Genomic DNA, 26,713 nt, shown 5'->3' with positions numbered 1-26,713 from the left:
CGCTCTACAAGCCATCAATCGGTGCGCTACCGTCGAATGCGCGCTGCAGTAAAGCGCGAATTGCTCCGCGTTCTAGCGAGCGGGGATTCCAGTAGGCGTTGTTGCAGGCAATGTCGGCCGCCTGGTCGAGTTGTTCTTCGAGCATACCGATCTCCTTCAGCGCAACGGGCGCACCGTTTGCGCGCGCGAGTTCGTACAGACCTTGTGCAGCGCTGTCGTGCCCGAGCGCCCGCGCAATCCGTCTCATCGCATCAGGCACAGCGCCTGCGTTGTACGCCAGGGCGTGCGGCAGCACAATGGTATGGGTGGGTGCGTGCGGCAGATTGAAACTGCCGCCGAGCGTATGGCATAGCTTGTGATGCAACGCCATGCCGACGCTTCCGAGCACGGCGCCGCAAAGCCAGGCACCATAAAGCGCATCGGCGCGTGCGGATGGGTCGTTCGGCTGGGCGACGATTTTGGGTAAGCTGCGCGCGAGCGCCGCGATGCCTTCTTCGGCCATGAGGCTGGTAAGAGGATTGGCATCGCGTGAATACAGACCTTCTGCCGCGTGTGCGATTGCGTTGATGCCGCTGGTCACGGACATGCTTACCGGCAAAGTCAGGGTCAGGTCCGGATCGTAGACCACCGTTTTGGGTAATACGCGCAGATCCGTGCCCGTCCGTTTCAGGCCCGATTCGGTCAACCCGAATATGGGCGTCATTTCACTGCCGGCGTAGGTGGTTGGCACGGCGAGAATGGGCAGACCTGTCTCGAGAGCAAGACCCTTCGCGAGGCCGATTGCGGAGCCGCCGCCCACGGCGATGAGGCAGTCGGCATCCAGCGACGCGGCAACCGTGCGTACTTCCGTGACCAGTTCGACCGGCACGTGCATGGCAGCTCGATCAAAGACACCCGCTGCGAGCACACCCAACTGATCGGCAACTGATACACCCAATGTGCGTTGTTCGTGACTACACAGAACCAGAGCGCGGCGTACTTGCAGCGTGTGCAATTCACGTTCGATGTGGGTGCGTGAGCCGCACCCGAAGACGACACGCGTGCCGCGCCCGTTATAGACGAATTCAGATGGTGACATGGCGGGTTCCGGCGAGAATGTGCCCGTTCATGACCCGTGTACCGCAGGGTTGAGAACGAAGTCGTAATCGAGCGTATAAAACGGGGTGTCCATCGCCGTGCCGTCCGGCGCGATACCCGGCGAGTGCTCGACCCAGTCGACGATCAACGTTGAGCGCACGCCGAATACGGCGTCCGAATCGAGATACTTGTCCCCGTTGCGGAACACGTGCGTAATCAACGGCTCGTACCCTGGCGCCGTGATCCAGAAGTGCAGGTGGGCTGGCCGCCACGGATGGCGTCCGAGCGCATCTAGCATTCGACCAACCGGCCCGTCGTGCGGAATGGGATAGGCCTCGGCGAGAATCGAGCGGAAATGAAAGAGCCCGTCGGGCAGCGTCTGCAAGCGACCACGTGCTTGAAACTCCACGTTTGGATCCTGCGAGTCTCCGTACTGCACGTCGTAGTACCCGTCTTCATCGGATTGCCAGACCTCGATCGCTGCCCCGGCGACAGGTTCTCCCGAAAGACCCCGAACGCTGCCGGCAACAAAGCAGGGAAGACCCGCTGCGCCGTTGGAGATATCGTCACCGTTCCTGTACTCGGGAGCACCGGCAACAAAGAAGGGACCAAGAACGGTTGCTTCCGTGCATTCGACCGGCTTGCGGTTGTTCTGCGTTGTAACCAGCATCGACAAGCCGAGCGTGTCGGACAGAAGTACGAACTCCTGGCGTTTTTCATCCGTGATATGGCCAACCTCGGTGAGGAAGTTGATGGCGTATGCCCATTCACTTTCGGTCAACTTCACGTCTCTTGCGAACGAATGCAAATGCTGGACAAGGCTGGTCATTACGGTGCGCAGCCTGTCGTTGTTACAGCCGGCCATTGCCGCGAGCACCGCCTGGGTGATGGTGTCTTCGTTGATATTACGCATCGTTTTTCCTTGAACTCCGCGTTCGCAATACAGTTAGCGCGCAAGCAACCGGGCAGCATTGTCTCCGTACACCTTGTCCATCTCAATGCCGGGAATGTGGATATTATCGAGAACTTTCCCGAACTGCCGGATTGCGCTTACCGGTGCGAACGGGAAGTCCGTCCCGAAGAGAATGTGATCGGGGTCTGCCACTTGTGCCAGCGCACTGAGGGGCGCGTTGCCGGCGGAAAGTGCCGTGTCGAAGTAGAAGGATCGGACCGCCGCCAACGTGTCGCCCACGCGCTCGGCCACCGCGGGCATCATGGAAATTGACAGGGCGATGCGAGGGACGAGAAACGGCAGCGTCCCCCCGGCATGCGAAAGGATAAACCGGATGTTCCTGAAGCGGCTCATCGCCCCTGAAATGATCAGGCTGGTGGCTGTACGTGTCGTCTCGAAGGGAAACTCGAGCACGGACGCAGGAGCGACCGACGGCACATCGTGAGGCGGCTGGTTGGGGTGAACGAAAACCACCGTCCCGCGCCGGTTCAATTCTTCCCACAGCGGCGTGAAATGCTCGTCCCCCAGATACCGTCCGTCGTAGTTCGTAAAGACAATGAAACCATCAACCTTCAACACGTCAAGACAATAGCTGACTTCCTTCAGAGAGGCGTCGATGTCGGGCAGCGGCAAGCTCGCGAAGGAACCGAACCGTCCAGGATGCCGGGTTCTGAGTTCCGCAGCGTGGTCGTTGCATTTTCTCAGCAGCGTGGCTGCATCCGGAAGTGTCGGGCCGGATGAGATCGACAGGATGCCCTCGTCGATTCCGTTTTCATCCATCATCGCGAGGGCTGCCTCGACGGACCAGGTTGGGGCCACGCCGCCCGGCATCGCCGCATTCAGCAAGTCCAGCCCAACCGCGTCCACGTAGAGCTTCGGCAGGAAATGTTGGTGCGTGTCAATTTTTCGCTTCGGCATGGCCGTTGTCTCCTATGAAGAATTCTTTAGCATCGGGCGGGGGCATTCCCTCCTCGGCGTAGATCCATCTTATACGTTATTTTTTACGTTTGCAAAGTTTAGTGAGCGATGCAATCGCCGACGTGTTTCCGGTTGGATTGATGCGATGTCACATGCGCCGGTGCGGATTGAAGGGTGTCTTAACGTTTCATCAAGTGCAATGATGCTTTGCAATTCAGGAGATGCACGCGTGAAGGTATGCGACCATACTATGGACCCACGAATCAACCCATTGCGGGTTTCGTTGGGCCGATGTCGGCTCGATTCATGATTCCTGACGCCAGCGTGGAGGCGTCAAACTGCAGCACCTATGGTGGATAACCCACGCCAGTACGGGCAGGTTTCAGGCTGACCCATATCGATCAGGAAGTCGAAATGATAAAGAAGGCAACGTGCAGACGATCGGTTCCGCTGGCGCGACCTGTGCACTGCACAGTCACCGCTGCGTGCCGACCATGATTGAACCCGCTGTTTCGTTTTCTGTCTCGCGCCAGAGACCAGACAGTTAAACGCCCGTGCTATCCCACCGCGGGGCAAGACCGGGCGGATCGACAATTCGGCTGTTTGTCGTCGCCAATGCGTGGATTGCGGCCATGTCCGCGTCATCTAACTCGAAGTCGAATACCGCCAGGTTTTGTGCCAGCCGATCGATCCGCGTGGTTCTCGAAAGCGCCACAACGCCGCGTTGTTGAACAAGCCACCGCAAGACGATCTGGGCGATGGTTTTGTCATGGCGAGCGGCGATCTCCTTGAGAGTTGGGTCCGAGAACACGCGGCCAACCGCCATGCCGCAATATCCTGTCACGGCAAGCCCAGCCTCGCGTGTGCTTTTGATGAGCAAGGACTGGTTCAGATACGGATGGTATTCGAACTGATTCGTGACCAATGGAGCCGCCGAGAGCCGGATCGCTTCGGTCATCTGTGCGCGGTTGAAGTTGCTGACGCCTATGTGCCGGACCTTGCCGGCACGCACGACCTCATTGAGCTCCCCAATCTGTTCGGCGAGAGGCACATCCGATCCCCCTGGCCAGTGCAGCAGGAGCAGGTCGATGTAGTCCGTCTTGAGCTTGCGCAGGCTTTCGTTGACGGACGCATCGAAGTGTCTTGCTGAGTAGTTGCTCACCCAGACCTTGGTCGTCAGAAATATTTCGCTTCTTGGGATGCCGGATGCGGCGACGCAGTCGCCGATTTCTGCCTCGTTACGGTAGATTTGCCCGGTGTCGATATGACGGAAGCCGGCACGAAGGGCTTCAGGAATCATTCGATAGATGTCGTCGCCAGTCATCCCGTAGGTGCCAAAGCCTATGGCCGGAATGGCCGCGTTACCGGCATGGACGTTCTGCATGCTATTCCTCATAGACTAAGTGCCGGGCGGCGGCCGTGAAAGAAGCCGCCGCTCGGCGTGTGATCTCGTCAAAGGAAAGGTACGCGATTGCATGCCCGGAAAGAAGCCTATACATTTCGATGCAACCTATCGTCAGAGACGATACACATCCGGCAGGATTCCTTCGACCAATTGCACATGTTTGTGGGAGTCAGCCTGAGGCTGCACTGCCAAACGAACGTACCACCAGTCGAGGTTAGCGTTGCACTGCTAAAAGTTGTGCTGAATACCAACCGAGATGCCGGTCGTGGACCGACCGGATGCCACGCCTGCGGCCGCGAGCGAAGCGAAGCCATTGGCGCCTGACGCGTGTTGGTAGGTCACCTGCTGGTAGACAGTAGTTCTTTTCGACAGGATGTAAGCATTCGAGACGGTAATGGTCTTCCAGTTTCCGCCGTCGAGATTTTCCACCCATCCGCCAATCGAGAGGACATCATCGGGCACGATGGTCCAGTTCGCACCGGCGTCAACGGTGTTGGCGTTACCCCGGCCAGTCGCCAACGTGATGCGCGATTGCGTAAACGTGGCGTGTAGAAGCACATTTTTCAACTGATACGACGCGCCGAGCCCCCAATTGACGAGCTTGTTGGCGACAACGCCTTCGGCCTGCGGAAGTGACGTTCCAAAGAACGACGGCAGGCCGATAAAACTGGAAAGCTCCAGAAAGCGGTTGTTCTCGTTCGCGTACGTGGCTGCCAGACTCAGCGGCCCTCCCTTGTACTGGACAAAGAAAGAGTAGTTCCTGCTTTCGCTGAAATTGCCGGCCACATTGCCAAATGCAAATTCCGCCCCCGAGGAGAACCCGCCAAGGGTCGGGCTCACATATTTCACCGCATTGTTGAACTGGAAAAAGTTGGCAATTTCATCCAGATTGCCTTGGTGAAGCGTGAGAATGTTGCCGAGGAGGAAGGGCGTTTGATAGTTGGACAGAATGTCATACATGAAGCTCGGCTGGTGACCGAGCGTCAACGTGCCATAGCTGTCCGATTGCAGTCCGACATACGACTTTCTGTTGAATAAGGTTCCAGGAACAAGTGCCCGGCCATTGTTCAGTAGGTACTCGTTCTGAAGATCGAAGATGGTGCGTATCCCGCCGCCGAGATCCTCAACTCCCTTCAAGCCGAAAATGTCGGGTGCGTGCGTGTTTCCCTCCTGGACAAGGGCGTGTCCTCTGACGTTGCTGATGTACTGCACTGCAGTGTCCGCAATCCCATATAAGGTAACGCTGGATTGCGCGTTGGCGGCACTGGTCACAGAAAGTGCGACGAGCGCGCCTGCCATCGTCCGTCCAAAAATTGCCATGCCTTGTCTCCGAACCGGTTGTTACTTTTCTGAAGAAAGTTATTTGAATAAAGGGGAGCGTATGAAATCTGTACTACTGATGAAATGAGGGGCTAAAGAGTCAAGCGTTTTGTTCCGACTGCTCGCTTGCCTCTGATCGCCCTAACTTGCTGGTGTTGCGTTCAACAATAATGAATGACATAATCTATGTTGAACACTATAGGGGCCGCCCCCTTGACGTGTCAACATGACGGCCGTCCGTGGAAACCCGGGGCGGCGATTTTTTATCACTTCCATACGGTTGAAAAATGACCAATGTGACTGCGAGGCGCGGCATTCAGTCTGTCGAGATTGCGTTCCGAATCCTTTCGGCGTTGCAGACGAGTGAGCGAGCACTCCCTCTGAAGGAAATTGCTGCGCTGTCCGAACTGTCGCCGAGCGCGACGAGCAACTACATGATTAGTCTGGTGCGGACCGGGCTTGCGTCGCCGGATGAAAAACCGGGGTGCTACAAGCTTGGGCCGGCGTCGCTTGCTTTGGGGATGAGCGCGATCAATCAACTGGACGGATTCGATATCGTGCGTCGTGAGGTGGTCGCTTTGCGGGAAGCAACACTGAGTGGCGCGGCCGTCACCGCATGGACCGAAGATGGGCCGGTTAGTCTCTTCAAGCAGGAGGGGCAGACGCGAAGTATTCTCGAGCTGAGAACAGGCCTGATTCCGCTGGTTACGACTGCTGCGGGAAAGCTGTTCATTGCCTGCCTTCAGCCTGCACGTACCGACGATCTCATCAGCCGCGAACTGTCTGCGGGACAGGAATGGACTCCGGCTTCCTTGCGGGAAGAAGCGATCGCTGAATTGCGCAACTGTGGCTTCACAACGGTTCATCGCGGGGATATGGGTTACGTGTCTGTCGCGGCCCCTATCTGGGACAGGGACGGCGATCTCCGATTTGCCATCAGTCTCATCGGATCGCCTGCAACACTGAACACGAACGTTGACGGTAAAGAGATAAAGGCGCTACTCGATAGCGCGGTTCGAGCTACGGCTGCACTGGGCGGCAAGGTCCCCAGAAAAATTGGGTAGTAGCCGGGCGCTCAATACCGATGCGCGTCATCTGTTTCGGCGGACGATTGCCACGGACGTGCTAGCACGAGGGCCGCGGCTTGCTCATCGCAGTCATCCTTCCGTCAGTCTGTCCCGACTTGCGCAGCGGCCAACACGATGGAATTGAACGCTTCCGGCGCTTCAAGCTTCGGCATGTGGCCAATCCCATTGAGCACGTGGAGTGTCGAACCATGAGCAGCCTTGTGAATCGGCTGCGAATGGTCGTCAATCGGAGCGACGCGGTCCAGGTTGCCGACAATGACGGAGATCGGCGCTGCGATCGAAGGAACGACGGATGGTGTATACGCAGAGAAGAGCATGTCTACGGCGTGTTCCCAGCCTGTAGGGGTCACCGCGTCTCTTAGCCGGGATACGACCGCGCGAACCAGGGGGCCGGCGTTCGGAGCGATCAGAGCATTGACCACGGCGGCGCGTGCCTCGATCGATTGTGCCGCTGCGCTTCGCATCAGAACTTCTCGTGCCGCGTCGCGCTCCTCACCGGATAGATGTCCTCGTGCAACATTGGGCGCGCTCAATACAAGGGCGCGCGTAGCCGACGGATACCGCGCCGCAAACGTTGCGGCGATAACGCTACCCCATGAACTGCCTACGACGGTTGCACGCGATATGCCGAGCGCAGACAGTAGGGCCATGAGTACATCGGCGTAATCCGTGGCGGCCGGCGTGCTGATCGCAAAGGGGCTGCTTTGTCCGTAGCCGGGAGCGTCCCAGGCAATCACCCGATGGTTCCTGCTAAGTGCGGCGAGCTGCGCGCGGTATCCCGCCGAACTCGAGCCAATACCATGCAGCAGCACGATGGCGGGCGCGCGCTCGTCACCGGCAGTGCGATACGTGATGACCCGTTTGTCGCCGAGTGTGGGGAGATTCACTAGTGCCTGTTCGACGGCGGGCAACGAGGATTCAAGTAGATGGCTTTCTGTTTCAGTCATGATTGAAGTCTGGCCGATATATCAGTCGCTTTAACTTAGGCAAATGCCAATTCACGCATCTCTCAATCCAGCGGAGATCTCATGCGCGGCGGCCCTGAGAGCTTCTGCACAAGGACCATTGGCCGCGGCATCGAAATGCTCGGCTGGGCCTATCGCCGTCAGTGCCAGCACGGCCATTCCGCTCGGGGAAAGAATGGGCACGCTGATGGCGTTGGCGAGCACGCGGTCGTCATAAAACGGGGCGGGGCGTCTCGTCGCGACATGCGAGGCCCTGACGGATTCAAGTACGCTTGCGAGCGATTCCGCCGTGGGGAGCACTTCGCCAGACGCTTGTCGTGCGTTGTCACGCAGTTCCGCTGTCACAAATCGATCGACGGCTTCGTGCGGAAGGAACGCCGCCAGCGCCAGGCCCGAAGCGGAAGACGTTACCGGCAGCACGAGCCCAAGCGGCAGATCGGCGGCCACAGGCGTGGTTGCGGCTTGCCATGCGATCACCGTGGGACCGTGATTGCCCCACGCTGCCAGCGCAAGTGTCTTGTCCAGCGTATGCGCGAGCCGCAACATGGCGCGGCTGGCCAGCCGGACTGCATGTGGCTGCGATTTCATCGTGCCCGCCGTTCCGATCGGCGCGCGGCCGAGGTCGTGCGGGTCGGCAACCAGATATTGTCCACCGCCGAATACCAGCGGGCGCCGCGTGCTCTGGCGTATGCATTCCACCGACCCGACAAAAATCACGTGGTCGCCGCCCGGAAAGCGGGAGACCACCTTGCACTCCAACCATGCGCTGCAATCGCGCAGTAGCGGCAGTCCGTCGACCCCCAGGTCATAGTCGACGCCGGCGAATTTGTCCGGCGACCGGGTCGCAAAGTGATTGGCGAGGTCGTACTGGTGTTCAGCCAGGATGTTGATGGTGAAGCGCCCGGCGTCCCTGAACGCGGTATGGCTTCCCGCAGAGGTCGCCTGGCTCCACAGGACGAGAGGCGGATCCAGCGAGACCGAGGAAAACGAATTGGCGGTGAGGCCGTGCATTTTCCCCTCGCCATCGAGCGTGGTGACCACGGTGACGCCGGTTACGAAGGACCCGAGCACGTCTCTCAACTGACGCTTCTCGAACGTCCTGATGGCAGGACGCGCCTCGTCTAACGCAGTGCTTCCGGTCATGACAGAACCCTTTGCGACTCGCTGAACGCCGGCATGATGGACTCGTGAAACAGGCCGATAGAGGTCTTCGCTTCGGAGACGGACATGTCCCCGAACATGAACGTTCCGATGAGGTAGTTGAATGCCCCTTCGTGCGCCTGCTCCAGCAGCTTTTCACGCACGGTTTCCGGCCGGCCCACTACGGCCAGGCCCGATTCCACGAGCGGCTCGATCGTCGGCGGAAGCTTCTGGTTGACCGGTTCCGTCCCGTGCTTCTTCCAGAGCTTGAAAAAGTTCGGATGGAACACCGACCATGCCCGCGAGGCAATTTTCATCGCCTCCTGGTCCGTTTCCGCGACAACGATGTAGCGATTCACGCCGATGAGCGGCTCAGCGGCGGACGGATGCCGCTTGGCGAATTCTTCGCGATATCGATCGGTGATGGCTCTGACTCGCTGGACCGGGCCGCCGCACACGATGTTCATCTTCTCCTGGGCCGGCCATACCGTCGACTCCGGCGATGCCAGCGCGTACCAGGTCGGAGGGGGCGTCTGCAGCGGCTTGAGTTCGATCGGCATGTCGTTGAATTGCCAGAACGTCCCCTTATAGTCGAGCGTATCCGAACTCAAATACCGCTTGATGATTTCATACGACTCGACGTATCTGGCCTGAGCCGTGGCCGCGTCGATACCGAGTGCCTCGATTTCGTGGGGTGAGGCGCCGCGGCCCACGCCATACTCCAGGCGGCCGCCGCTCAGATTGTCGAGCATGCAAATTTCTTCGGCGAGACGGACCGGGTGGTGGATCGGGAGAATGTAGACGAGCGGCGACAGGCGCAGTTTCTTGGTGCGCTGTGCAGCAGCGGCAAGAAACACGCTTTGCGACGGGCAAGCGCTCAGCGTGGTCGCATGGTGTTCCGACATATGATAGGCATGGAAACCGAGCCTGTCGTAAAGCTCGATAATTTGCATCCTGTCTTCGTACTGCTTATGAATAGGCAGTCCATTGCGATCGTTCTGGTCGAATATACCGAATTTCATGGCTTTTCCAGTAAGTGCGAAATGTGTGATCTTCTGACTTAATGTGTCGAAGATTTGCTGAATACCTGGAAGATGTTTTCTTCCGGATCCTGGTAGGTGGTAACGACGCCGTGTGTGCCCATGTCGCGCTGCGCGAGCTGCTGGCCGCCCGCGGACAGGATTTTCTGCCGGACCTCGTCCTGGGCCTCACCGGCGATCTGGAAGACGGGGACGGCCCCGACGGCTCCTTCTGCCGCTTCCTCGGCCGAACTGAGTGCAAATGCGCTGCGCTGCAGACGAAATTGAGTCCACTTGTTCTCGTCGCGAAACTGGACAGGCATCCCCAGCGCCGATGCATAGAAATCTTCCAGCCTGGCCATATCCTTCGCGACGAAATAGATGGTTTGTACGTCAACTTCTGCCATGGCGGCACTCCGGTAAATGGTTATAGCGGGATTGATCTGACCCGATGTGACCTCGATGCCGAGGCGCGTCACGCTGTGTGCTGTTCTTTCAGTCCAAGTTCGTCGCTCATGATTTGCCGGATTACGTACTTCTGGATTTTTCCCGTCACGGTGGTCGGAAACGAGTCGACCAAGCGGATGTATTTGGGAACCTTGTAATGCGCTATCCGGCCCTTGCAAAAGTCGCGGACTGCCTCGTCGTCGAGAACCGACTCCGGCCTGACGACGATCCATGCGCAGAGTTCTTCGCCGAAATGCTGGTCCGGTACGCCGACCACCTGCACGTCGAGCACGCCTGGGCAGGAATACAGAAACTCTTCGATCTCGCGGGGATACAGGTTTTCACCGCCGCGGATGACCATATCCTTGATGCGGCCGACGATGTTGACGTAGCCGTCCGGATCCATCGTGGCGAGATCGCCCGAATGCATCCAGCCTTCGGCGTCGATTGCGTCGCGCGTCCGGTCGGGCTGGTTCCAGTAGCCAAGCATGACCGAGTAGCCGCGGGTGCAAAGCTCGCCGGTGTGGCCGCGCTCCGCGGTCTGGCCGGTGAGCGGGTCGACAATCTTTACGTCGAGGTGAGGCAACACCTGGCCGACCGTGGATACCCGCCGCTCGACTGGCGTATCCGTCATGCTTTGGCAGCTCACGGGACTCGTTTCCGTCATGCCGTATGCGATCGTGATCTCGGGCAGATGCATTTCGCCGACAACCCGCTTCATGATCTCGATAGGGCAAGGAGAACCGGCCATGATGCCGGTGCGCAGGCTGCTCATATCGAACTCCGCAAAGCGCGGGTGATTGAGTGCCGCGATGAACATGGTCGGCACGCCGTACAGCGCTGTGCATTTTTCTGCCTGAACGGTCTCCAGAACGGCTTCGGCGTCGAAGCGTTCGGCGGGGTAGACGATCGTCGAGCCATGGGTCAGGCAAGCCAGATTACCCATCACCATGCCGAAGCAGTGGTACATCGGAACCGGGACGCAGACTCGATCCGCGTGGGTGAGCTTCATGCACTCGCCCACGAAGAAACCGTTGTTCAGGATGTTGCGATGACTCAGCGTAGCGGCCTTGGGAAGTCCCGTCGTCCCGCTGGTGAACTGGATGTTGACGGCGTCGTCCGGGCGCACGGTGCGGCGTACGTCCTGAAGCTTTGCGCTGTTTGCATTGCCGGAGCGGAGCAGGTCGGAGAAGCGTTGCGCGCCGGCTTCGTCCGGGCAGTCCGGGTCGTCTATCCACCAGATCGTCTCAAGGCTCGGCAGCCGGGCTTTTCCCAGCTCCCGCAACATGTTCAAGTACTCGCTCGACCGGTACCGGACCATCGTGACGATGGCCTTGCACCCCACGAGGTTGAGCGCATGCTCCAGCTCCGAGGTCCGATATGCCGGGTTGATGTTGACGAGTATCAACCCGGCCTTTGCCGTGGCCAACTGCAGCAGCAGCCAGGCGAGGTTCGTGTGGGACCAGATTCCGATCCGGTCGCCCGGCTTGAGTCCTGCCTCGAGAAGCGCGGCCGCAAGCCGGTCCGACTTTTCGCGAAGTTCGCCGTAGCTTAGCTGGATCCCTTCATGCCGGCTGACTGCCGCGACGTGCTCGCCCATCTTGCTAGCGATCTCATCGAATGAATCACCAATGGTTTTGTCGATCAGCTCCGGGAAACGTGCTCCGCGCTGATATGAAAGTGTGTTCATCGGTATCTTCCGTGCAATGCGCCTGACTGACGGCTCATTTGCCGACAAATACCACCGGAGCCGGTTCTTCGCCTCGAGCGAAGGCTTCTGCGCGTGCAGTTCGTCCTTTCCTGGCGTCTTCCGTCATGTGCAGCCCCATGGTGAGGTCCAGGATCAGCGAGTCCGCACCGGGCACACCGCCGCCTGCCCATGCCTTGAGGAGGGCGCGAATGGCGCCATACGAGCGCGTAGGGCCGTTCGCAAGTTTGATGGCGAGATCGTCGGCAACATTCTCGACCTCATCTTCGCCGACGACGAAGGCGGCAACGCCGAGCCGACCGGCGGTCGCGCCGGACATGGGTTCGCTCAGCATTGCGTAGCGCGCTGCAAATGCACGACCGGCTCTTTCCGCCAGGCGCTGCACGCCGCCCGCGACAGGCGCCGAGCCAACGGATGCTTCAATGCAGCGGAAGGTGGCGTTCTCCGCTGCGACGATGAAGTCGCAAGCGAGAGCCAGTTCGAATGCGCCACCGAATGCCGCGCCGCGCACGGCGGCAATCGTCGGGATCTGGAGGGATTCGATTGACCGATAGGTATGGTGAATCTGCGATATGAACGTCCGCCAGTCATCGAAATCTTTGTCGATGAAATCGAGGACGTCGCCGCCTTTGCTGAAATCGGGGCCTTGTGCGCGGATCAGGAGCGACCGGATATCGGCCTTGCTGGCTTCCCGAACGGCCCTCTCAAGGCAGTCAGCGAAATCAGCCGCGATGAGATTCGAGGGAGGATTGGCCAATACGATATGGCCTACGTTCTGACGACGTTCAAAGTAGATGCTTTCCATTGAAAGGAATCCTTAATAAATGATGGCGATCGTAAAAAGCTCGATGTCTCCTGCCAGGCACTGCACTGCATATATTCAACAATAGTGAATGCGTGCAGCATTGTTGTATATTAGGATGCTGGCGGAGACGTGTCAACCATTCGCTGATGACGTTCTGCCGCGCGCAATGGTGCTTTGCCATTCAGGACACTGGCGGGCGACCGTTGTGGAGATAGGATTCCAGACGGGTCAAACCACAAACCATCGGCAATTTCAGTGGCTAGCGATTTGACCTGCGCTTCGCATGGCTTGGCCGAAAAAGTTCGGCATAAGCGACATTGGAGAATGTAATGAAGGCGATTGGCTATAAAGCAAAGGGTGGCGTCGAGGTTTTGACCGAGCTCGAACTCCCGATGCCGGAACCGGGCCCACGCGATTTGCGGGTCGCCGTGAAGGCCGTGTCGGTGAATCCTGTCGATGTGAAGCGCCGTCGCTGGGAAGATCCTTCGGAGAGTCCGCTGCCCAGAGTGTTGGGCTACGACGCGGCAGGCGTGATCGTTGCGGTGGGAAGCGAGGTCACGCTCTTTAGCCCTGGCGATGAGGTCTTCTATGCGGGCGCGATGGATCGCCCCGGGACCAACTCGGAGTTTCACCTCGTCGACGAGCGGATCGTCGGGCCCAAGCCCACCTCATTGTCGTTCGCCGAGGCGGCGGCCTTGCCGCTCACTTCGATAACTGCATGGGAAATGCTCTTCGACCGCATGAAGGTGCCGCGTGGCTTGCGCGCACCTGGCGGCACGCTGCTCGTTCTGAACGGAGCAGGGGGCGTTGGCTCCATGTTGATCCAACTGGCGAACCGCCTCACGGGCCTCACTGTCATCGCCACTGCGTCCCGGCCCGAAACTGTCGAGTGGGTGAAGAAGCTCGGTGCGAAGCACGTTGCCGACCACAGCAAGCCTATCGACGAAGCGCTGCACGCAATCGGCTTCGATGGCGTGGACTATATCGGGGCGATTACTTCCATGCCCGGTAGCGCCCCCAGTCTCGCCCGTGCGTTGAATCCCCAAGGCCATATCACGCTGATCGACAACTTCGACGACAGCATTGCGCCGTTCAAGCCGAAGAGCATCACGGTTTCGTGGGAGATGATGTTTACCCGGTCGCTGTTCCAGACAGCGGACATGGATGCCCAGCACCGCTTGCTGAAAGAAGTGTCGGAGATGGTTGACGCCGGCCTGCTGCAGACGACACTCACGCACGTGGAAGGGCCCTTGACTGCAGCGAATCTTCGCCGTGCCCACGAACGGATCGAAACAGGAAAGGCTATCGGGAAGACCGTGCTGGAAGGCTTCCAGTAATGATTGTCGAGTGTCGTTTTCGCGTGGCGTGGTCAGCGCCGCGTCATGATTCCGGCTTTAACCACCACGGTTTTGCAGGGTGTTAACCACACTTGACATTATATTTTCCAATCGTATAGTAATGCGGCGAGGCGTGCGTAGAGCGACATGGCGTACGAGGTGATGCTTCCCGGGTCGATCACGCGTGATTCGCAAAAATGCTTTGTTAGAAGAACCGCTGCAACAGTCGTCGATGCCGGTTCGGCTGCTGACACAAAGGATGGCTAAACGATGTGGAAAGCATTGGTGGATGAATTTGCTCAGCAAGACGAACGTGAACCCGACTCATTGCGAGTTGGGCGGTCCGCGATCCGTCGAAAGAACAGCAGACTTCCGCAGGCTGCAACGGACGATCTCCGGAACACCATTCTTGAAGCCGCAGTAGCGCTTTTCTATCGCGAGCCGGTCGAGTCGTTGAATCTCGATCGGCTTGCCGATCAAACGGGGCTCGGTAAGCGGCACATCTATCGGATTTTCGGGTCACGTAAGGCGTTTCTACAAGCTTATGCCGACCTGCTTTGTGATCGTGAGCGTGCCCAATGGCGGGAAGCCGGACATCGGTCCGGCGAGGAGCCCGTCCAACACTTGCTCGAACTCTTTATCGATGTCGCCGTCGAACTGGCTTCCGGTAGTCGTCAGCCAGGGCAGCCTCAATTGCCGGCGGTACAGTTCGTCGACAAGGATCATCCTGTCAGGCTATCGCGTGCGAAGCTTAGCCGGGAGTTTCGGGCACTATTGATGCGGCTGGCTATTGCCGCAAATGCAGTAGATGCCGAGGCGTTGGCGGATACGTTGATGATGCTTTGGGAAAATGCAACAACAAGCAACTTCAAATCAGGCAGCGACTCCCGGCGGATCGCTCAGCGTCTGCCGACCCTGGTCGACCACATCATCAAGAGCTACGTGATGCTGTAGGCACGCAGGGAGGAGGTCGCATCATCCTCGTTCGCATGCTCGACGGCGACGTCGGCCGATTGTTGCCGCATCAGCAATAGAGAGTTCAAAAACTAGTACTTACCCTAACGATTTTTGCCCTTTAGACTGCGTGCAGCCATGGCAGCGAAGCTGCTCTGTATTGCAACTAAAACAATCGTTGAGGTAGGTCACCATGAAGTCGTTCACCAGGATGGTTCTTATTGCTGCCCTTATTGCAGCACCGGTTGCGTCGTTCGCACAGTCCAGTCAGCCGGTAAGCCGTGCGCAGGTGCGCGCCGATCTGGCCCAGCTCGAGAAAGCTGGCTACGACCCGCACGACTGGATTCACTACCCCGAGAACATTCAGGCAGCTGAAGCAAAAGTCGCGGCGCAGAATGCCGCAGCCCAAGCCCCTGTCTCGGGTTACGGTGGTGGTGCTGACGGGACGTCCCGTTCGGGCGCAGCAAGCGGTATGTAATGTTGATGTAAAGACGCGATTCTCGAGAATCGCGTAGTTTGCGGCTGAGTCTTTCCCACCTGTATCGGTGGGAAAGACTCAGCCGTTTTGCTTTATGGGCGTTTGCAAGCCATCATTCGGATGCATTGATTAATTCTTGTCGTTCTGTCAAAAGCAACGATTCGTTGCAGCCGTGGAGCTATGCGCATAAGCATTTCGGTCGTAGCCTTCAGGTCGAGTCATCATTTCATTTCGGGTGCTCGTCATGGCGCGCGCTCCGGTAGGGCAGGCTCGCGTGCGGCAACGCTGAACGCGAGCTGAGAACACGGATCCGCTGAGACGACCGCCTGACCGGCCGGATCGTCTCACCCGGACCGGCGCTTACTGCAACTCCGTGCGCGTTGTCCGGCGCACATCATTTCCCACAGTGGTATCACGCAGATATAGGAAGGAGATCGAAATGTCGAAAGTTCTGGTTCTATATTATTCCTCGTATGGCCATGTCGAAGCGCTAGCGGATGCCGTCGCCGAAGGGGCGCGTTCCGCGGGCGCCACGGTCGACGTCAAGCGGGTGCCCGAGACCGCGCCGGCGGAGGTGGCCAAGGCCGCCTACTTCAAACTCGATCAGCAAGCGCCGGTCGCGACCGTCGCCGAGCTCGCCAACTATGACGCTATTGTCGTCGGCACGCCGACCCGATTCGGGCGCGTCTCATCGCAGATGGCGGCATTCCTGGATCAAGCCGGCGGCCTCTGGATGAGCGGTGCATTGAATGGCAAAGTCGGCGGTGCGTTCACGTCGTCGGCGAGCCAGCACGGCGGCCAGGAAACGACGCTGTTCTCGATCATTACCAATCTGCTGCACTTCGGCATGACCATCGTCGGCCTGCCGTACAGCCACCAGGGGCAAATGACGCTGGACGAAATCGTCGGTGGTTCGCCTTACGGCGCCACGACGATCGCCGGTGGGCAAGGTCAACGCCAGCCGAGCGCGATCGAGCTCGCCGGCGCTCGTCACCAGGGCGAACTGATCGCCCGGACGGCCAACAAGCTGTTTGGCTGAACGTCAGGCTATTCGCACCGTTGACGCGCATGAGGCGGTCAGGCAGATCCCTGCCTGACCGACACGGCTTCGAATCCGGCCACGAGCGCATCGAGCAAGTGACGCACGGCGGGAACCATGCCTCGGCGCGTGGGAAAGATCGCATGCACAAGGCCCGGCGTGCTAGCCAGACCTGGCAGCAGGTGCTGCAGGCGGCCGGCCTGAATATCGGCCTCAACCAGTTCCCTCGGCAGCATGGCCACGCCGACGCCGGATATCGCCGCCACCCGAAGGCTTGCCAGGTCGTCGGTGGCGAGGCGAGGCTGGTGCGCCCATGAGGTCACGCGCCCCTCGGCGTCGACCAGATTCCACACGAATCGCTCGTTGCTGCTCGCCATTGAGAGGGTGGGCCATCCCTTTACGGAATCGATCGAACTGGGCACCGAATGGCGCGCGGCCAGTTCGGGACTGGCAACCAGAATGTGGATCGACAAGCCCAGTTGGCGGACGGCGAGATCGGTGTTCTCCAACGGCGGCAGCCTGACCCGGATGGCAAAGTCCAGGCCTTCCTCGACGACATCCACGCGGCGGTTGGTTGCATCCAGCAGGACCTGGACATCAGGATTGTCCTCTACGTATCGCGCGATGATCGTTGAGATGCCGGACTCCAGCAAGGCCACGGGGCAGGCGATGCGGACGGTGCCCTGCGGCTTGGAGCGCGTGCGCTCCACGATCTCTTTCGCGGCCTTGGCTTCCGCCACCAGTGCAAGGCAATGCTGGTGGAACTGCCGCCCGGTCTCCGTCAGGGAAAGGCTCCTGCTGGTGCGATTGAGCAGGCGAACGCCAAGTTCTTCTTCCAGTGCGCGAACGCGCCGGCTGAGTTTCGACGTCTGCAGGCCGAGGCCGCGCGCGGCCGCCGTGTAGCTACCACGCTCGACCACCTCTGCGAAGAGCCGAAGATCGTTGAGGTCAGTGATTGCGTTCATAGGCGGACTTCAACCCCTTCTGATCGTTCTATTGGTGGCAATGAAGCGTTTCATTGTAGGAGATATGCGCGAGTTCATTGCGAATATAGCATTCTTCCCATCACCTGCATCACCTGCGTCACCTGTATCAGCGCTGAATTCGGTCGGTCGCACAGGTGACAAGCGTCGCATTGGCGGCGGCGGGAATCGGCAGCGAGAAACGGAGGCGAACATGCTCACACACAGGCGTTGGGAATCACTGGACACGGCGAACCGAGATTGGCTGCGCGCGAAATACCATTTCGCGGTGAGCGCCGACGGCAATCCCGACCATGCCGCTCTCGGTCCCCTGATTGTGTGGAACGACGACGAGATCGCGGTTGACAGCGGTTTCCCCATGCACGGGCATCGTGACATGGAAATCATCACCTATGTGCGCCAGGGCCTGCTCGGGCACCGAGACACTTTGGGATCCGAAGGAACGATCCACGCAGGCGATGTCCAGGTCATGAGCGCCGGCACGGGCATACGCCACGCCGAATTCAACAAGGGCGAAGTGCCGCTCAAGGTTTACCAGATCTGGCTGTTGCCTCGCAAAGCCGGTGGTGAACCCGCATGGGATACCAAGCCGTTTCCAAGAAGCGACCGCTCAGGGCGCTTTGTAGTCCTGGCCAGCGGGTTCGCGGGCGACGAAGGTGCGCTGCCGATTCGTGCCAATGCGCGTGTGTTCGGCGCAATGCTGAAGGCAGGCGAAAGCGTTCGATACGAGTTGAGTCCGGCGCGTCGCGCCTATCTCGTCGTGGCCTCGGGACGCATCGAAGTGAATGGCGAGCCCGTTGGGCCGCTGGACGGCGTGGCGATCACGAAAGTCGCCGCGGCACAGATTTCTGCTCTTGAAGATTCCGAGCTGGTGATGGTGGACGCCGGCTAATTCCCTTGCTCTTAATCCACCTGCGTAAATTCATCTTAGGAGTTAGTCATGGAACGTTTTAAATTTCTTCCGTTGTTGGGTCGTGTTCTGATCGGTGCACCGTTTGTCATGAGCGGGCTGGGCAAACTCGCGGCGTATGGCGCGACGGTTGGCTATATTGCGGCCATGGGTCTGCCCGTGCCGCCACTCGCGTTTATTCTTGCCGTGCTGACCGAACTGGGCGGCGGCCTGCTGCTGCTGTCGGGCTACAGGGCTCGCGCCGTGTCGCTGGGGATGGCGGTATTCTGTGTGGTCACTGCGCTGTTCTTTCACCATAACTTCGCCGACCAAAACCAGATGATTCACTTCCTCAAGAACGTGATGATGGCCGGTGGTCTCCTGCAAATCACCTGGTTCGGCGCCGGCGCGTTCAGCCTGGACGCGCTCACCGGCCGGACAGCTTTGCGTGTCTCGCCTGTGAACGCGAGCTGACAAGTCTGATCCGCTGAGACGACCGGCTGACCAGTTGACCGGCTGGATCGTCTCACCGGGATCGGCGCTCGCAGGAACGCCAGCGGGCAGCCGCATTACCGCTTATTTCCCCAATTGTGCAATGAAGGCGCGAGCGGCCGGCCCCGGCGGCGCGTCCTTGCGGTAAACAACCTTCATCGGCATCGCTACATCGCGCGGCAGGCCTTCAATGCGAATCGCCACCAGGGTGCCACTCTCGAGATCTTCCTTGATCATGTGCAGCGGCATATGCCCCCAGCCCAGGCCGGCCTTCAGGAATGCATACTTGGCCCCCAGATCCGCGAGCCTCCACGTCGAGGCGGACAGCACGCCGAATTCGCGTCCCGCGGACAATGCGGTTCGGTCGCTGAGTACGAGTTGCACGTGCTTCTTGATTGCGGCAGCGGAAATGAGGCCCCGGGTATTTGCGAGCGGATGAGCGGGACTGACGACCGTCACCAGTTTCAGCTCGCGCAAGGATTCGACCTGTAGTTCATCCGTCACGATCGGCAGCGTGCCGATCACGCCAATGTTGCAGATCCGGTCGAGCACCAGCTTCATCACACCGCCCAGCGCTTCGACATAAAGCCGCAGTGGCGTGTGCGGATAATCCTTCTGGGACTGAGCCGCCGCGCGCGTCAAACTATCCATGGGGTACATCACGTCCATCGCGACGGAGAGTTCGGGCTCCAGACCCTCTCGCATCGCGCGTGCTCGCGCCTTGAAACCATCGATCGTGTCGGCCACGGAGCGGGCGTCGAGCAGCAAGCTCTTGCCTGCGTCGGTGAGCTGCGGGTAGCGGGCCGTGCGATCGAACAGCTTCACCTCGAGCTGTGCCTCGAGATTCGCAAGGGTCTGGCTAACCACTGATTGCGCGCGCCGGAGTTTGCGTCCGGCTGCTGAGAAGCTGCCTTCATCGACCGCCGCGATGAAGGTCCGAAGCTGGTCCAGCGTTACGCCGTCAAGCATATCCATCGCTCCAAACGATATCTAGAATCTAAAAATATAGGCTTTTCAGATGGAGTGCAAGCTCTTACCTTACGTGTATCGCGTTTTTTAAGGCAGAGCCATGAACACTGACACAGCGGTACTCACCCCGATTCCAGAGACAACGCTGGCCCCGCGCCGGGTCGCATTTCGTACCACTGGCAGTGCGCACGGCGGCATTACGCGTCTGGCCAGTCCCTCCGATATCGGCGAGTTGATCAAGCCTTTTGTGTTCCTCGATCACGCCGTGGTCGTGCCGACCGGCAAGCCGATGTTCGGGATGCACCCGCACTCGGGTCTCGCCACACTCACCACCGTGCTGAGTGGCGGAATTTCCTATGCGGACACGACCGGCAAGAGTGGCGAACTTCCCGCCGGCGGCCTCGAATGGATGAAGGCCGGCAATGGTGTCTGGCACGACGGAAACGTATTGCCGGGCGAAGCGGTACGCCTCTTCCAACTCTGGGTCGCGCTGCCGCCTTCGCAGGAGAACTCGCCGGCGGAGAGCCAGTACATCTCGCCGGCCGAGGTCCAGCGGGATGGACCGGTCCGCGTCATCATCGGCCGCCACGGGTCGGCGACGAGCGATATCCGCGCGCCCGAAGGCATCAACTACTTCCATGTTGAACTGAACGCTGGGGAGACGTGGCGCTACGTGCCGCCTGTCGGACACAACGTCTCGTGGCTGGCGATCGACAAGGGGCGGTTGAACGCATCCGAGCCGATCGAGGCAGGGGAGCTCGCCGTATTCGAGGAATCCGACGGGGCGCCCATTGAGCTGCATGCCGAGCACGCGACGTCGTTCGTCATCGGCTCCGCCATCAAGCATCCCTATCCCCTGGTGCTCGGCTACTACTCGGTGCATACGAACGCAGACGCGCTTGCGCAGGGCGAGGCCGAGATCCGCCGCATCGGTCGCGATCTGGCCACGCAGCGCCGCGCCCGGTAAGCGGGCATCGACGGAGTGCGTGCCCGTCGTGCATGTGGATCCCCGTGACGGTAGGTAAGTCACGGTAACCCCGGCGGGCACGATTTGCTTGCGAGATCGGTGCGCCGCCGGTTCACGCGAATTCAATACGTCACCGTGCGAATCCTAAAGCACGCCCGGACGAGCCGCGACACCATGGTCGAAGTTAAACCGTGGCCGCCGGCACATGTGCCTGCACGCCCCGTCACCGGGAGAAGGAGGCGCATCGTGAATTACCCCCACGCTCATTCAGGTTCGCTGCCCGCCAAGGGGGCGGCTACGTCCGTTAGCGCGCGTCGGCAGGAGGCATCATGACCACGGCAGCGGACTATCTGGTCGATGCCCTGACACAGGCCGGCGTGAAGCGCATTTACGGCGTTGTTGGCGACTCGCTGAACGGCATCTCCGATTCGCTCAGGCGTTCCGGCGAGATCGACTGGGTCCATGTGCGGCACGAGGAAGGCGCTGCCTTCGCGGCCGGTGCGGAAGCGCATCTCACCGGTCAACTGGCGGTCTGTGCCGGCAGTTGCGGACCGGGCAACCTGCACCTGATCAACGGACTATTCGACTGCCACCGCAGCGGCGTGCCTGTGCTCGCGATCGCCGCGCACATACCCAGCTCGGAAATCGGCATCGACTACTTTCAGGCGACGCATCCGGAAATCCTGTTCAAGGAGTGCAGCCACTACGTGGAACTCGTGTCGCACGTCGACCAGTTGCCGCAGATCCTGACCCGCGCAATGCGCGCCGCGGTCGGACGGCGCGGCGTGGCGGTCGTTGTGATTCCGGGCAACGTCGCGCTGTCGCCGACGACCGCCAAGGTCGCCCCCTGGCTGGTACCGTCGGCGCCGCCCGTGCTGCGTCCGGCCGACGACGAGATCTCGCGCCTCGCGGATATGTTGCACGCGGCATCGCGCGTGACGCTGATGTGCGGCGCCGGCTGCGCGGGCGCGCACGACGAAGTGGTCGAGCTCGCGAAGCGCCTGAAGGCGCCGATCGTGCACTCGCTGCGCGGCAAGGAGCACATCGAACATGACAACCCATATGACGTAGGCATGACGGGCATGGTGGGGTTCGCATCGGGTTACGCCGCGATGAAGGCGTGCGACATGCTGCTGCTGCTCGGCACCGATTTTCCTTACCGGCAGTTCTATCCGGAGGACGCCACGACCGCGCAGATCGACGTGCGTCCCGAAGCGCTCGGCAACCGCTGTTCGCTGGATCTTGGTCTCGTCGGCACGGTCAAGGACACACTCGCCGCGTTGCTGCCGGTCCTCGAGGAAAAAACCGAATCGTCGCATCTCGACAGCGCGCTCGCGCATTATCAGAAGGCGCGCAAGGATCTCGACTCGCTTGCCGAGAGCAATCCGTCGAGCACGACGATCCATCCTCAGTATGTGACGCGGCTCGTGAGCCAGCTCGCGGCAGACGATGCAATCTTTACCTGCGACGTCGGCACGCCGATCGCCTGGACGGCGCGCTATCTGAAGCTGAACGGCCGGCGCCGGCTGATCGGTTCGTTCAATCACGGCTCGATGGCGAACGCAATGCTGCATTCGATCGGCGCTCAGGCCGCGTATCCCGGCCGCCAGGTGATCTCGATGTCCGGCGACGGTGGCTTCACGATGATGATGGGCGACTTCATCACGCTGGTTCAGGCGAAGCTGCCGGTGAAGGTGATCGTGCTGAACAACGGCACGCTGGGTTTCGTTGAGATCGAAATGCGCGCCTCGGGCTTCGTCGATACCGGCACCGACCTCGTCAATCCGAACTTCGCGCGCATGGCCGAAGCGATGGGCGTGAAGGGCATTCGCGTGGAGAAACCGCAGGAACTCGAAGGCGCGATCACGGCAGCGCTTGCCCACGACGGGCCCGCGCTCGTCGACGTCGTCAGCGCACGCCAGGAACTGATCATGCCGCCGAAGACCACCGTCGATGAAGCCTGGCATTTCGGCCTCTTCATGATGAAGGCGGTGATGGACGGCCGTGGCGGCGAGTTGATCGATCTCGCGAAAGTGAACCTGACGCGCTGAACCTTGGCATCCGGTGTTTCCGGTGCGCCCGGATCGCGCGTGCAGTTGAATCGTAATGCTTCATTGCCTGCCATCAGGGAGAGACGGCGATGTCGAGTGGTGTGCGCCGTAGGCGCCATGGATGGACGGTCATGATGTCGTGCGCGACGTTGACAGCGTGTAGCGACGCGCCGTCGGTGGGCGTGCTGGGCGCGTATTTTCCGGACTGGCTGTTTTGTATCGTGGGTGGCGCGCTGCTGGTCGTATGCGTGCATGTGCTGCTGTCGCGAAGCGGCCGCGGCGCCTGGCTCACGCCGCCTGCGATCGTCTATCCGGCGCTGACGGTGCTGTTTTCCATCGCGCTCTGGGTAGCAGGCTTCAACCTTTAAGACCTTTTATGGTCCCCTTAACCTTTAGCTGACCGTGTGACCATGACTGCTGCCCAAAGCACGGACGCAGGAAAGCAGCGTCCGCGAACCTGGCCCGCCATGCTGCTGATCGCGCTGGCCGTAATCGCGATCATCGCCGTGATCTGGCGCGTGGATACCGTGCCGCGCACCGACGACGCCTATGCGTACGCCGACACGATCGGCGTCTCGCCCGAAGTCAGCGGCAAGATCGTGACGCTTGCGGTGCGCAACAACCAGGCGGTGAAGCAGGGCGATCTGCTGTTCGAGATCGACCCGCGACCGTATCAGTTCGCGTTGCAGCGCGCCCAGGCGGCGCTCGCGCAACTCGATGCGCAGATTCCGCTGACCCAGCGCACCGTCAATGCACAAGGATTCAGTGCCGAAGCGGCGAAGTCGTCGGTCGCGCGTGCCCAGGCCGCCGCGAAGCAGGCGGGAGACACGCTGGCGAGAATGGAGCCGCTGATCGGCAAGGGCTACATTTCCGCCGACGATCTGGAGCGCGCGCGCACCACGCAACGCTCGGCGCTCGCCGAGCTTGCGGCCGCGCAGGCGCAGGCCCGCGAGGCGCAGGCGGCGGTCAGCAGCGTCGCCGCGCTGGTCGCGCAGCGCGCGGTGCTGACGGCTGAAATCTCCACGGCGCAACTCAACCTGGAATACGCGACCGTGCGTGCGCCGTTCGATGGCCGCGTCGTCGAGTTGCGCACGTCCGTCGGGCAATTCGTGTCCGCGCAAAAACCCGTCTTCACGCTGATCGATACGCGGCATTGGTACGTGATCGCCAATCTCCGCGAGAACGAGCTCGGCAACATCCGGCCCGGCACCCGCGCGACCGTTTACCTGATGAGCAATACCCGCATCCGTTTCAGCGGCTCGGTCGACTCGATCGGCTTCGGCGTCGATCCGCCGGACGGCGGCGGCACCGCGAACGGTCTGCCGAGCATTCAGCGCAGCATCAACTGGGTGCACGTCTCACAGCGTTTTCCGGTGAAGATACTGGTCGATCATCCCGATCCGCAGATGTTCCGGATTGGCACGTCCGCTGTCGCTGTGCTGCAGCCCGAACGTCGCGATAATCGTGACACTCGCGCGACGCCCAATGGAGCGCCGTCATGAGCGGGCTCGACGGCGTCGGGCGTCATCTCGCCTGGCCGCGGCCGCTCGGGCAACTGGCAGGCTTCCTGCGCTCGGAGCTTGGCGGGTTTCCGGGGCGAGCCAATGTGGCCATGCGTAGCGTGCTCGGCTGCGCGATCGTGATTGTCGTGTCGATGACCTTGCAGGTGCCCGAGCTGGCGTTGTCGCTGATCGCGGTGTTCTTCGTCACGCAGTCGAACATCGTGCTGACCCGCCTTGTCGCATTGTTGGCCGTGATCGGCACGACCTGCGCGATCGCCTGCATCATCGGCGTCTTCAAGCTGACGTTCGACTACCCGCTGCTGCGCATCATCGTCGCAAGCGCCATCTTTTTTTGCAGCGCTTATCTGATGCGGGCCGTGGCGAAACTGGGGCTGGTGTTCTTTCTCGTCTCGCTGATCGTGATTTACGCGCAGACCTTTGTCGATCGGACCGATAACGCGGAAGCGTTGGTGCGTGCCTGTCTGTGGGTGTGGGTGGCGGTCAACTACGCAGTTGTGCTGTCGCTGATCATCAACACGCTGTTTCTGCCAGCCGAACCGGAGCAGCAGTTGCGCGCCGCCATGCAAGGGCAGCTCGCGACGGCCCGTGCGCGGCTCGCGGTCATGATCGACACGAATGCGCCGGCCGTGCACATTGGCGCGCTCGATCTCGAGCGCGGCGCACTCGCGTTGCAGAAGCTGCTGCGCTTTTCGACCATGCGTCACCACTACAGCGAGGACGATGCCTCGGCGTGGTTGGCCTGCGTGACCGTGGTATCGCGCATCTTCGAAGCTGCGGCGGTGCTGCCTGAGCATGCAGTCGCGCACGACGCCGGGCAGATCGATGCCATCCGTGTGGTGCGGGACGAACTCGTGTCGCTCGATCACGCGATCGGCGACAACCTGCAATGGCGGCATTGGGGCGCATCGCGCCAGGCGTCGGTGTTGACCTCGATACCCGCGCTTGACGCGATGCAACGCGCGCTCAACGCGTTCTCCGAGGCCACGCGGGGTGCCGTCGCGCCGACGCCACCGGAAGATACGCCCGCCGGCAGTGCAGCGGCGAAAGAGGCGAAAGCGGAGAAGGCGGCGGCGCCTTCCGCGCACCCCGAACCGGACGTCTTCGCGAATCCGCGTTACGCGCGCTTCGCGCTGCGTACGCTGTTCTCGGTACTGATCTGCTACGTGTTCTACAACGCGGTGAACTGGCCGGGTATCCACACGATCATGCTGACGTGTCTCGTGGTCGCGCTGCCGAGCCTTGGCGCATCGAGCCGCCAGGGCGTGCTGCGGCTCACCGGTGCAATGATCGGCAGTGCACTGGCGCTGTTCATGGTCGCGTTCGTGATTCCGCAACTGGAAAGCGTGACCGGGCTGCTGCTGATGAGCTTGCCCGTGATCGCGCTCGGCGCCTGGGTGGCGGCGGGATCCGAGCGGATCAGCTATGCAGGAATCCAGATCATGTTTACGTTTGCGCTGGCACTGCTCGAATCGTTCTCGCCACCGTCGGATCTCACCGAGATCCGCGACCGGATCGTCGGCATCGTCCTGGGTGTCGGCGTGGCCACCTTCATCCAGATGTCGATGTGGCCGGAGCGCGAAGCGGATGGCCTGCGTACGCAATTGACGTCGATATTGCGCAAGATCGCGGCGCTGGCGCGTATCGAGGCGAAGGCGGTGCAGAGCGGCCCACGCGCGACGGATTCTGCAGCGGTGGTTGAAGCGTGGGCCATGGTCGCGGATTGCGAGATGGCGCTCGCGCGTGTCGCGCTCGAACCCGACTGGCGCGAGGGAGAGACGACACGTATTGCGCTGCTGTCGCAGACGGTGCTCGCGCAGAGCCGGGCGATGCTTGTCGCGCTCGAAGCGTTTCACCATGAGGCGATGATCAATGCGTCGGCAAGCGCACCGATGGAGCGCGCCGCGAAGTTTCAGTCAGATGTCGCGGATGCGCTGGAGCGATACGCGTCACAGCTCACGGCCGAGTCACCGGCCGCGATGACGCCGGCGCGGCTCGACCCGAGCGGATTGCGCGCCGCACTGCCGCCGGCAGGCGAAGCGGGGACGGCAGGTGAGCAAACGCTGGAGCGGCTCGCGCAACGCATTGACGCGGCGCTCGCCGGGTTGCCACGCTGGTTGCCCGACGAACGTGCGTCCGGCGAATTCGCGAGCGCGGGGTGATCGGCGATGACGCACTTCGCTTGCATCC

At 60.7% G+C, this 26,713-nt stretch carries 25 protein-coding genes; 12 read left to right on the top strand and 13 right to left on the bottom strand.

The window, feature by feature from the left end:
* Positions 1–4: 4 nt before the first annotated feature.
* From M0D67_RS00515 to M0D67_RS00495, 5 genes are all read right to left on the bottom strand, one after another.
* Complete coding sequence (locus M0D67_RS00515) at positions 5–1,078, bottom strand: maleylacetate reductase (RefSeq protein WP_154559753.1); 1,074 nt, start codon at positions 1,076–1,078, stop codon at positions 5–7.
* 27 nt (positions 1,079–1,105) lie between these two features.
* Positions 1,106–1,990, bottom strand: coding sequence for an intradiol ring-cleavage dioxygenase (locus M0D67_RS00510; protein WP_154559754.1), 885 nt, complete (start codon positions 1,988–1,990; stop codon positions 1,106–1,108).
* Positions 1,991–2,023: 33 nt separating this feature from the next.
* Complete coding sequence (locus tag M0D67_RS00505; protein WP_171926047.1) at positions 2,024–2,947, bottom strand: amidohydrolase family protein; 924 nt, start codon at positions 2,945–2,947, stop codon at positions 2,024–2,026.
* Between the two features lie 544 nt (positions 2,948–3,491).
* Complete coding sequence (locus M0D67_RS00500) at positions 3,492–4,331, bottom strand: aldo/keto reductase (protein ID WP_154559756.1); 840 nt, start codon at positions 4,329–4,331, stop codon at positions 3,492–3,494.
* A gap of 249 nt (positions 4,332–4,580) precedes the next feature.
* Entirely contained in the window at positions 4,581–5,672 is a 1,092-nt protein-coding gene (locus M0D67_RS00495; RefSeq protein ID WP_154559757.1) for a porin, read from the bottom strand.
* Positions 5,673–5,959: 287 nt separating this feature from the next.
* Between M0D67_RS00495 and M0D67_RS00490 the strand changes: the two genes are divergently transcribed.
* Entirely contained in the window at positions 5,960–6,736 is a 777-nt protein-coding gene (locus M0D67_RS00490) for an IclR family transcriptional regulator (protein ID WP_266236808.1), read from the top strand.
* A gap of 104 nt (positions 6,737–6,840) precedes the next feature.
* Here the strand turns inward: M0D67_RS00490 and M0D67_RS00485 are convergent, their stop codons facing one another.
* The 6 genes from M0D67_RS00485 to M0D67_RS00460 form a co-directional block, all read right to left on the bottom strand.
* Positions 6,841–7,707, bottom strand: coding sequence for an alpha/beta fold hydrolase (locus tag M0D67_RS00485; RefSeq protein ID WP_171926048.1), 867 nt, complete (start codon positions 7,705–7,707; stop codon positions 6,841–6,843).
* 51 nt (positions 7,708–7,758) lie between these two features.
* The gene (locus tag M0D67_RS00480; RefSeq protein ID WP_266236805.1) at positions 7,759–8,868 is read right to left on the bottom strand and encodes a flavin reductase; all 1,110 of its coding nucleotides are present in this window, start codon (positions 8,866–8,868) and stop codon (positions 7,759–7,761) included.
* Positions 8,865–9,887, bottom strand: coding sequence for an LLM class flavin-dependent oxidoreductase (locus M0D67_RS00475; protein WP_154559761.1), 1,023 nt, complete (start codon positions 9,885–9,887; stop codon positions 8,865–8,867). The genes M0D67_RS00480 and M0D67_RS00475 overlap by 4 nt, the downstream gene beginning before the upstream one ends.
* 38 nt (positions 9,888–9,925) lie before the next feature.
* Positions 9,926–10,291, bottom strand: a complete 366-nt coding sequence (locus M0D67_RS00470) for a VOC family protein (RefSeq protein ID WP_154559762.1) — start codon at positions 10,289–10,291, stop codon at positions 9,926–9,928.
* A gap of 68 nt (positions 10,292–10,359) precedes the next feature.
* Positions 10,360–12,021, bottom strand: a complete 1,662-nt coding sequence (locus tag M0D67_RS00465; RefSeq protein WP_154559763.1) for an AMP-binding protein — start codon at positions 12,019–12,021, stop codon at positions 10,360–10,362.
* A gap of 34 nt (positions 12,022–12,055) precedes the next feature.
* Entirely contained in the window at positions 12,056–12,844 is a 789-nt protein-coding gene (locus M0D67_RS00460) for an enoyl-CoA hydratase/isomerase family protein (RefSeq protein ID WP_266236801.1), read from the bottom strand.
* Positions 12,845–13,173: 329 nt separating this feature from the next.
* Between M0D67_RS00460 and M0D67_RS00455 the strand changes: the two genes are divergently transcribed.
* The 4 genes from M0D67_RS00455 (at position 13,174) to wrbA (ending at position 16,652) form a co-directional block, all read left to right on the top strand.
* Complete coding sequence (locus tag M0D67_RS00455; protein WP_154559765.1) at positions 13,174–14,181, top strand: zinc-binding alcohol dehydrogenase family protein; 1,008 nt, start codon at positions 13,174–13,176, stop codon at positions 14,179–14,181.
* A gap of 270 nt (positions 14,182–14,451) precedes the next feature.
* Complete coding sequence (locus M0D67_RS00450) at positions 14,452–15,135, top strand: TetR/AcrR family transcriptional regulator (RefSeq protein WP_154559766.1); 684 nt, start codon at positions 14,452–14,454, stop codon at positions 15,133–15,135.
* 193 nt (positions 15,136–15,328) lie between these two features.
* Positions 15,329–15,613, top strand: coding sequence for a DUF4148 domain-containing protein (locus tag M0D67_RS00445; protein WP_154559767.1), 285 nt, complete (start codon positions 15,329–15,331; stop codon positions 15,611–15,613).
* 439 nt (positions 15,614–16,052) lie between these two features.
* Positions 16,053–16,652 (top strand): NAD(P)H:quinone oxidoreductase, encoded by a 600-nt coding sequence (wrbA, locus tag M0D67_RS00440; RefSeq protein ID WP_154559768.1) that lies wholly within the window; start codon positions 16,053–16,055, stop codon positions 16,650–16,652.
* A 38-nt stretch (positions 16,653–16,690) separates the two neighbouring features.
* Here wrbA and M0D67_RS00435 read toward each other — a convergent pair whose 3' ends face one another.
* Positions 16,691–17,617, bottom strand: a complete 927-nt coding sequence (locus M0D67_RS00435) for a LysR substrate-binding domain-containing protein (protein WP_266236797.1) — start codon at positions 17,615–17,617, stop codon at positions 16,691–16,693.
* 211 nt (positions 17,618–17,828) lie between these two features.
* Between M0D67_RS00435 and M0D67_RS00430 the strand changes: the two genes are divergently transcribed.
* On the top strand, positions 17,829–18,527 hold the full coding sequence (locus M0D67_RS00430) for a pirin family protein (protein WP_266237184.1): 699 nt from the start codon (positions 17,829–17,831) through the stop codon (positions 18,525–18,527).
* A 48-nt stretch (positions 18,528–18,575) separates the two neighbouring features.
* A complete protein-coding gene (locus M0D67_RS00425; RefSeq protein ID WP_266236795.1) occupies positions 18,576–18,998 on the top strand; it encodes a DoxX family protein in 423 nt (140 codons plus the stop codon).
* 102 nt (positions 18,999–19,100) lie between these two features.
* Here the strand turns inward: M0D67_RS00425 and M0D67_RS00420 are convergent, their stop codons facing one another.
* Positions 19,101–19,985, bottom strand: coding sequence for a LysR family transcriptional regulator (locus tag M0D67_RS00420; RefSeq protein ID WP_154559772.1), 885 nt, complete (start codon positions 19,983–19,985; stop codon positions 19,101–19,103).
* 100 nt (positions 19,986–20,085) lie between these two features.
* On the opposite strand from M0D67_RS00420, the gene M0D67_RS00415 reads away from it, so the two are divergent.
* From M0D67_RS00415 to M0D67_RS00395, 5 genes are all read left to right on the top strand, one after another.
* A complete protein-coding gene (locus tag M0D67_RS00415) occupies positions 20,086–20,952 on the top strand; it encodes a pirin family protein (protein ID WP_266236793.1) in 867 nt (288 codons plus the stop codon).
* A 329-nt stretch (positions 20,953–21,281) separates the two neighbouring features.
* The gene (gene poxB / locus M0D67_RS00410) at positions 21,282–23,003 is read left to right on the top strand and encodes a ubiquinone-dependent pyruvate dehydrogenase (protein ID WP_266236791.1); all 1,722 of its coding nucleotides are present in this window, start codon (positions 21,282–21,284) and stop codon (positions 23,001–23,003) included.
* A 131-nt stretch (positions 23,004–23,134) separates the two neighbouring features.
* Complete coding sequence (locus M0D67_RS00405; RefSeq protein ID WP_266236789.1) at positions 23,135–23,371, top strand: YtcA family lipoprotein; 237 nt, start codon at positions 23,135–23,137, stop codon at positions 23,369–23,371.
* 42 nt (positions 23,372–23,413) lie between these two features.
* Complete coding sequence (gene mdtN, locus M0D67_RS00400) at positions 23,414–24,505, top strand: multidrug transporter subunit MdtN (protein ID WP_266236787.1); 1,092 nt, start codon at positions 23,414–23,416, stop codon at positions 24,503–24,505.
* Positions 24,502–26,685, top strand: a complete 2,184-nt coding sequence (locus M0D67_RS00395; protein WP_266236785.1) for an FUSC family protein — start codon at positions 24,502–24,504, stop codon at positions 26,683–26,685. The genes mdtN and M0D67_RS00395 overlap by 4 nt, the downstream gene beginning before the upstream one ends.
* Positions 26,686–26,713: the final 28 nt, after the last annotated feature.

It is taken from the genome of Paraburkholderia sp. SECH4 (genome assembly GCF_030511745.1).
Lineage (GTDB): Bacteria > Pseudomonadota > Gammaproteobacteria > Burkholderiales > Burkholderiaceae > Paraburkholderia > Paraburkholderia madseniana.
The sequence above is the reverse complement of the archived record's forward strand: the minus strand, read 5'-3'. Positions and strand labels throughout refer to the sequence as shown.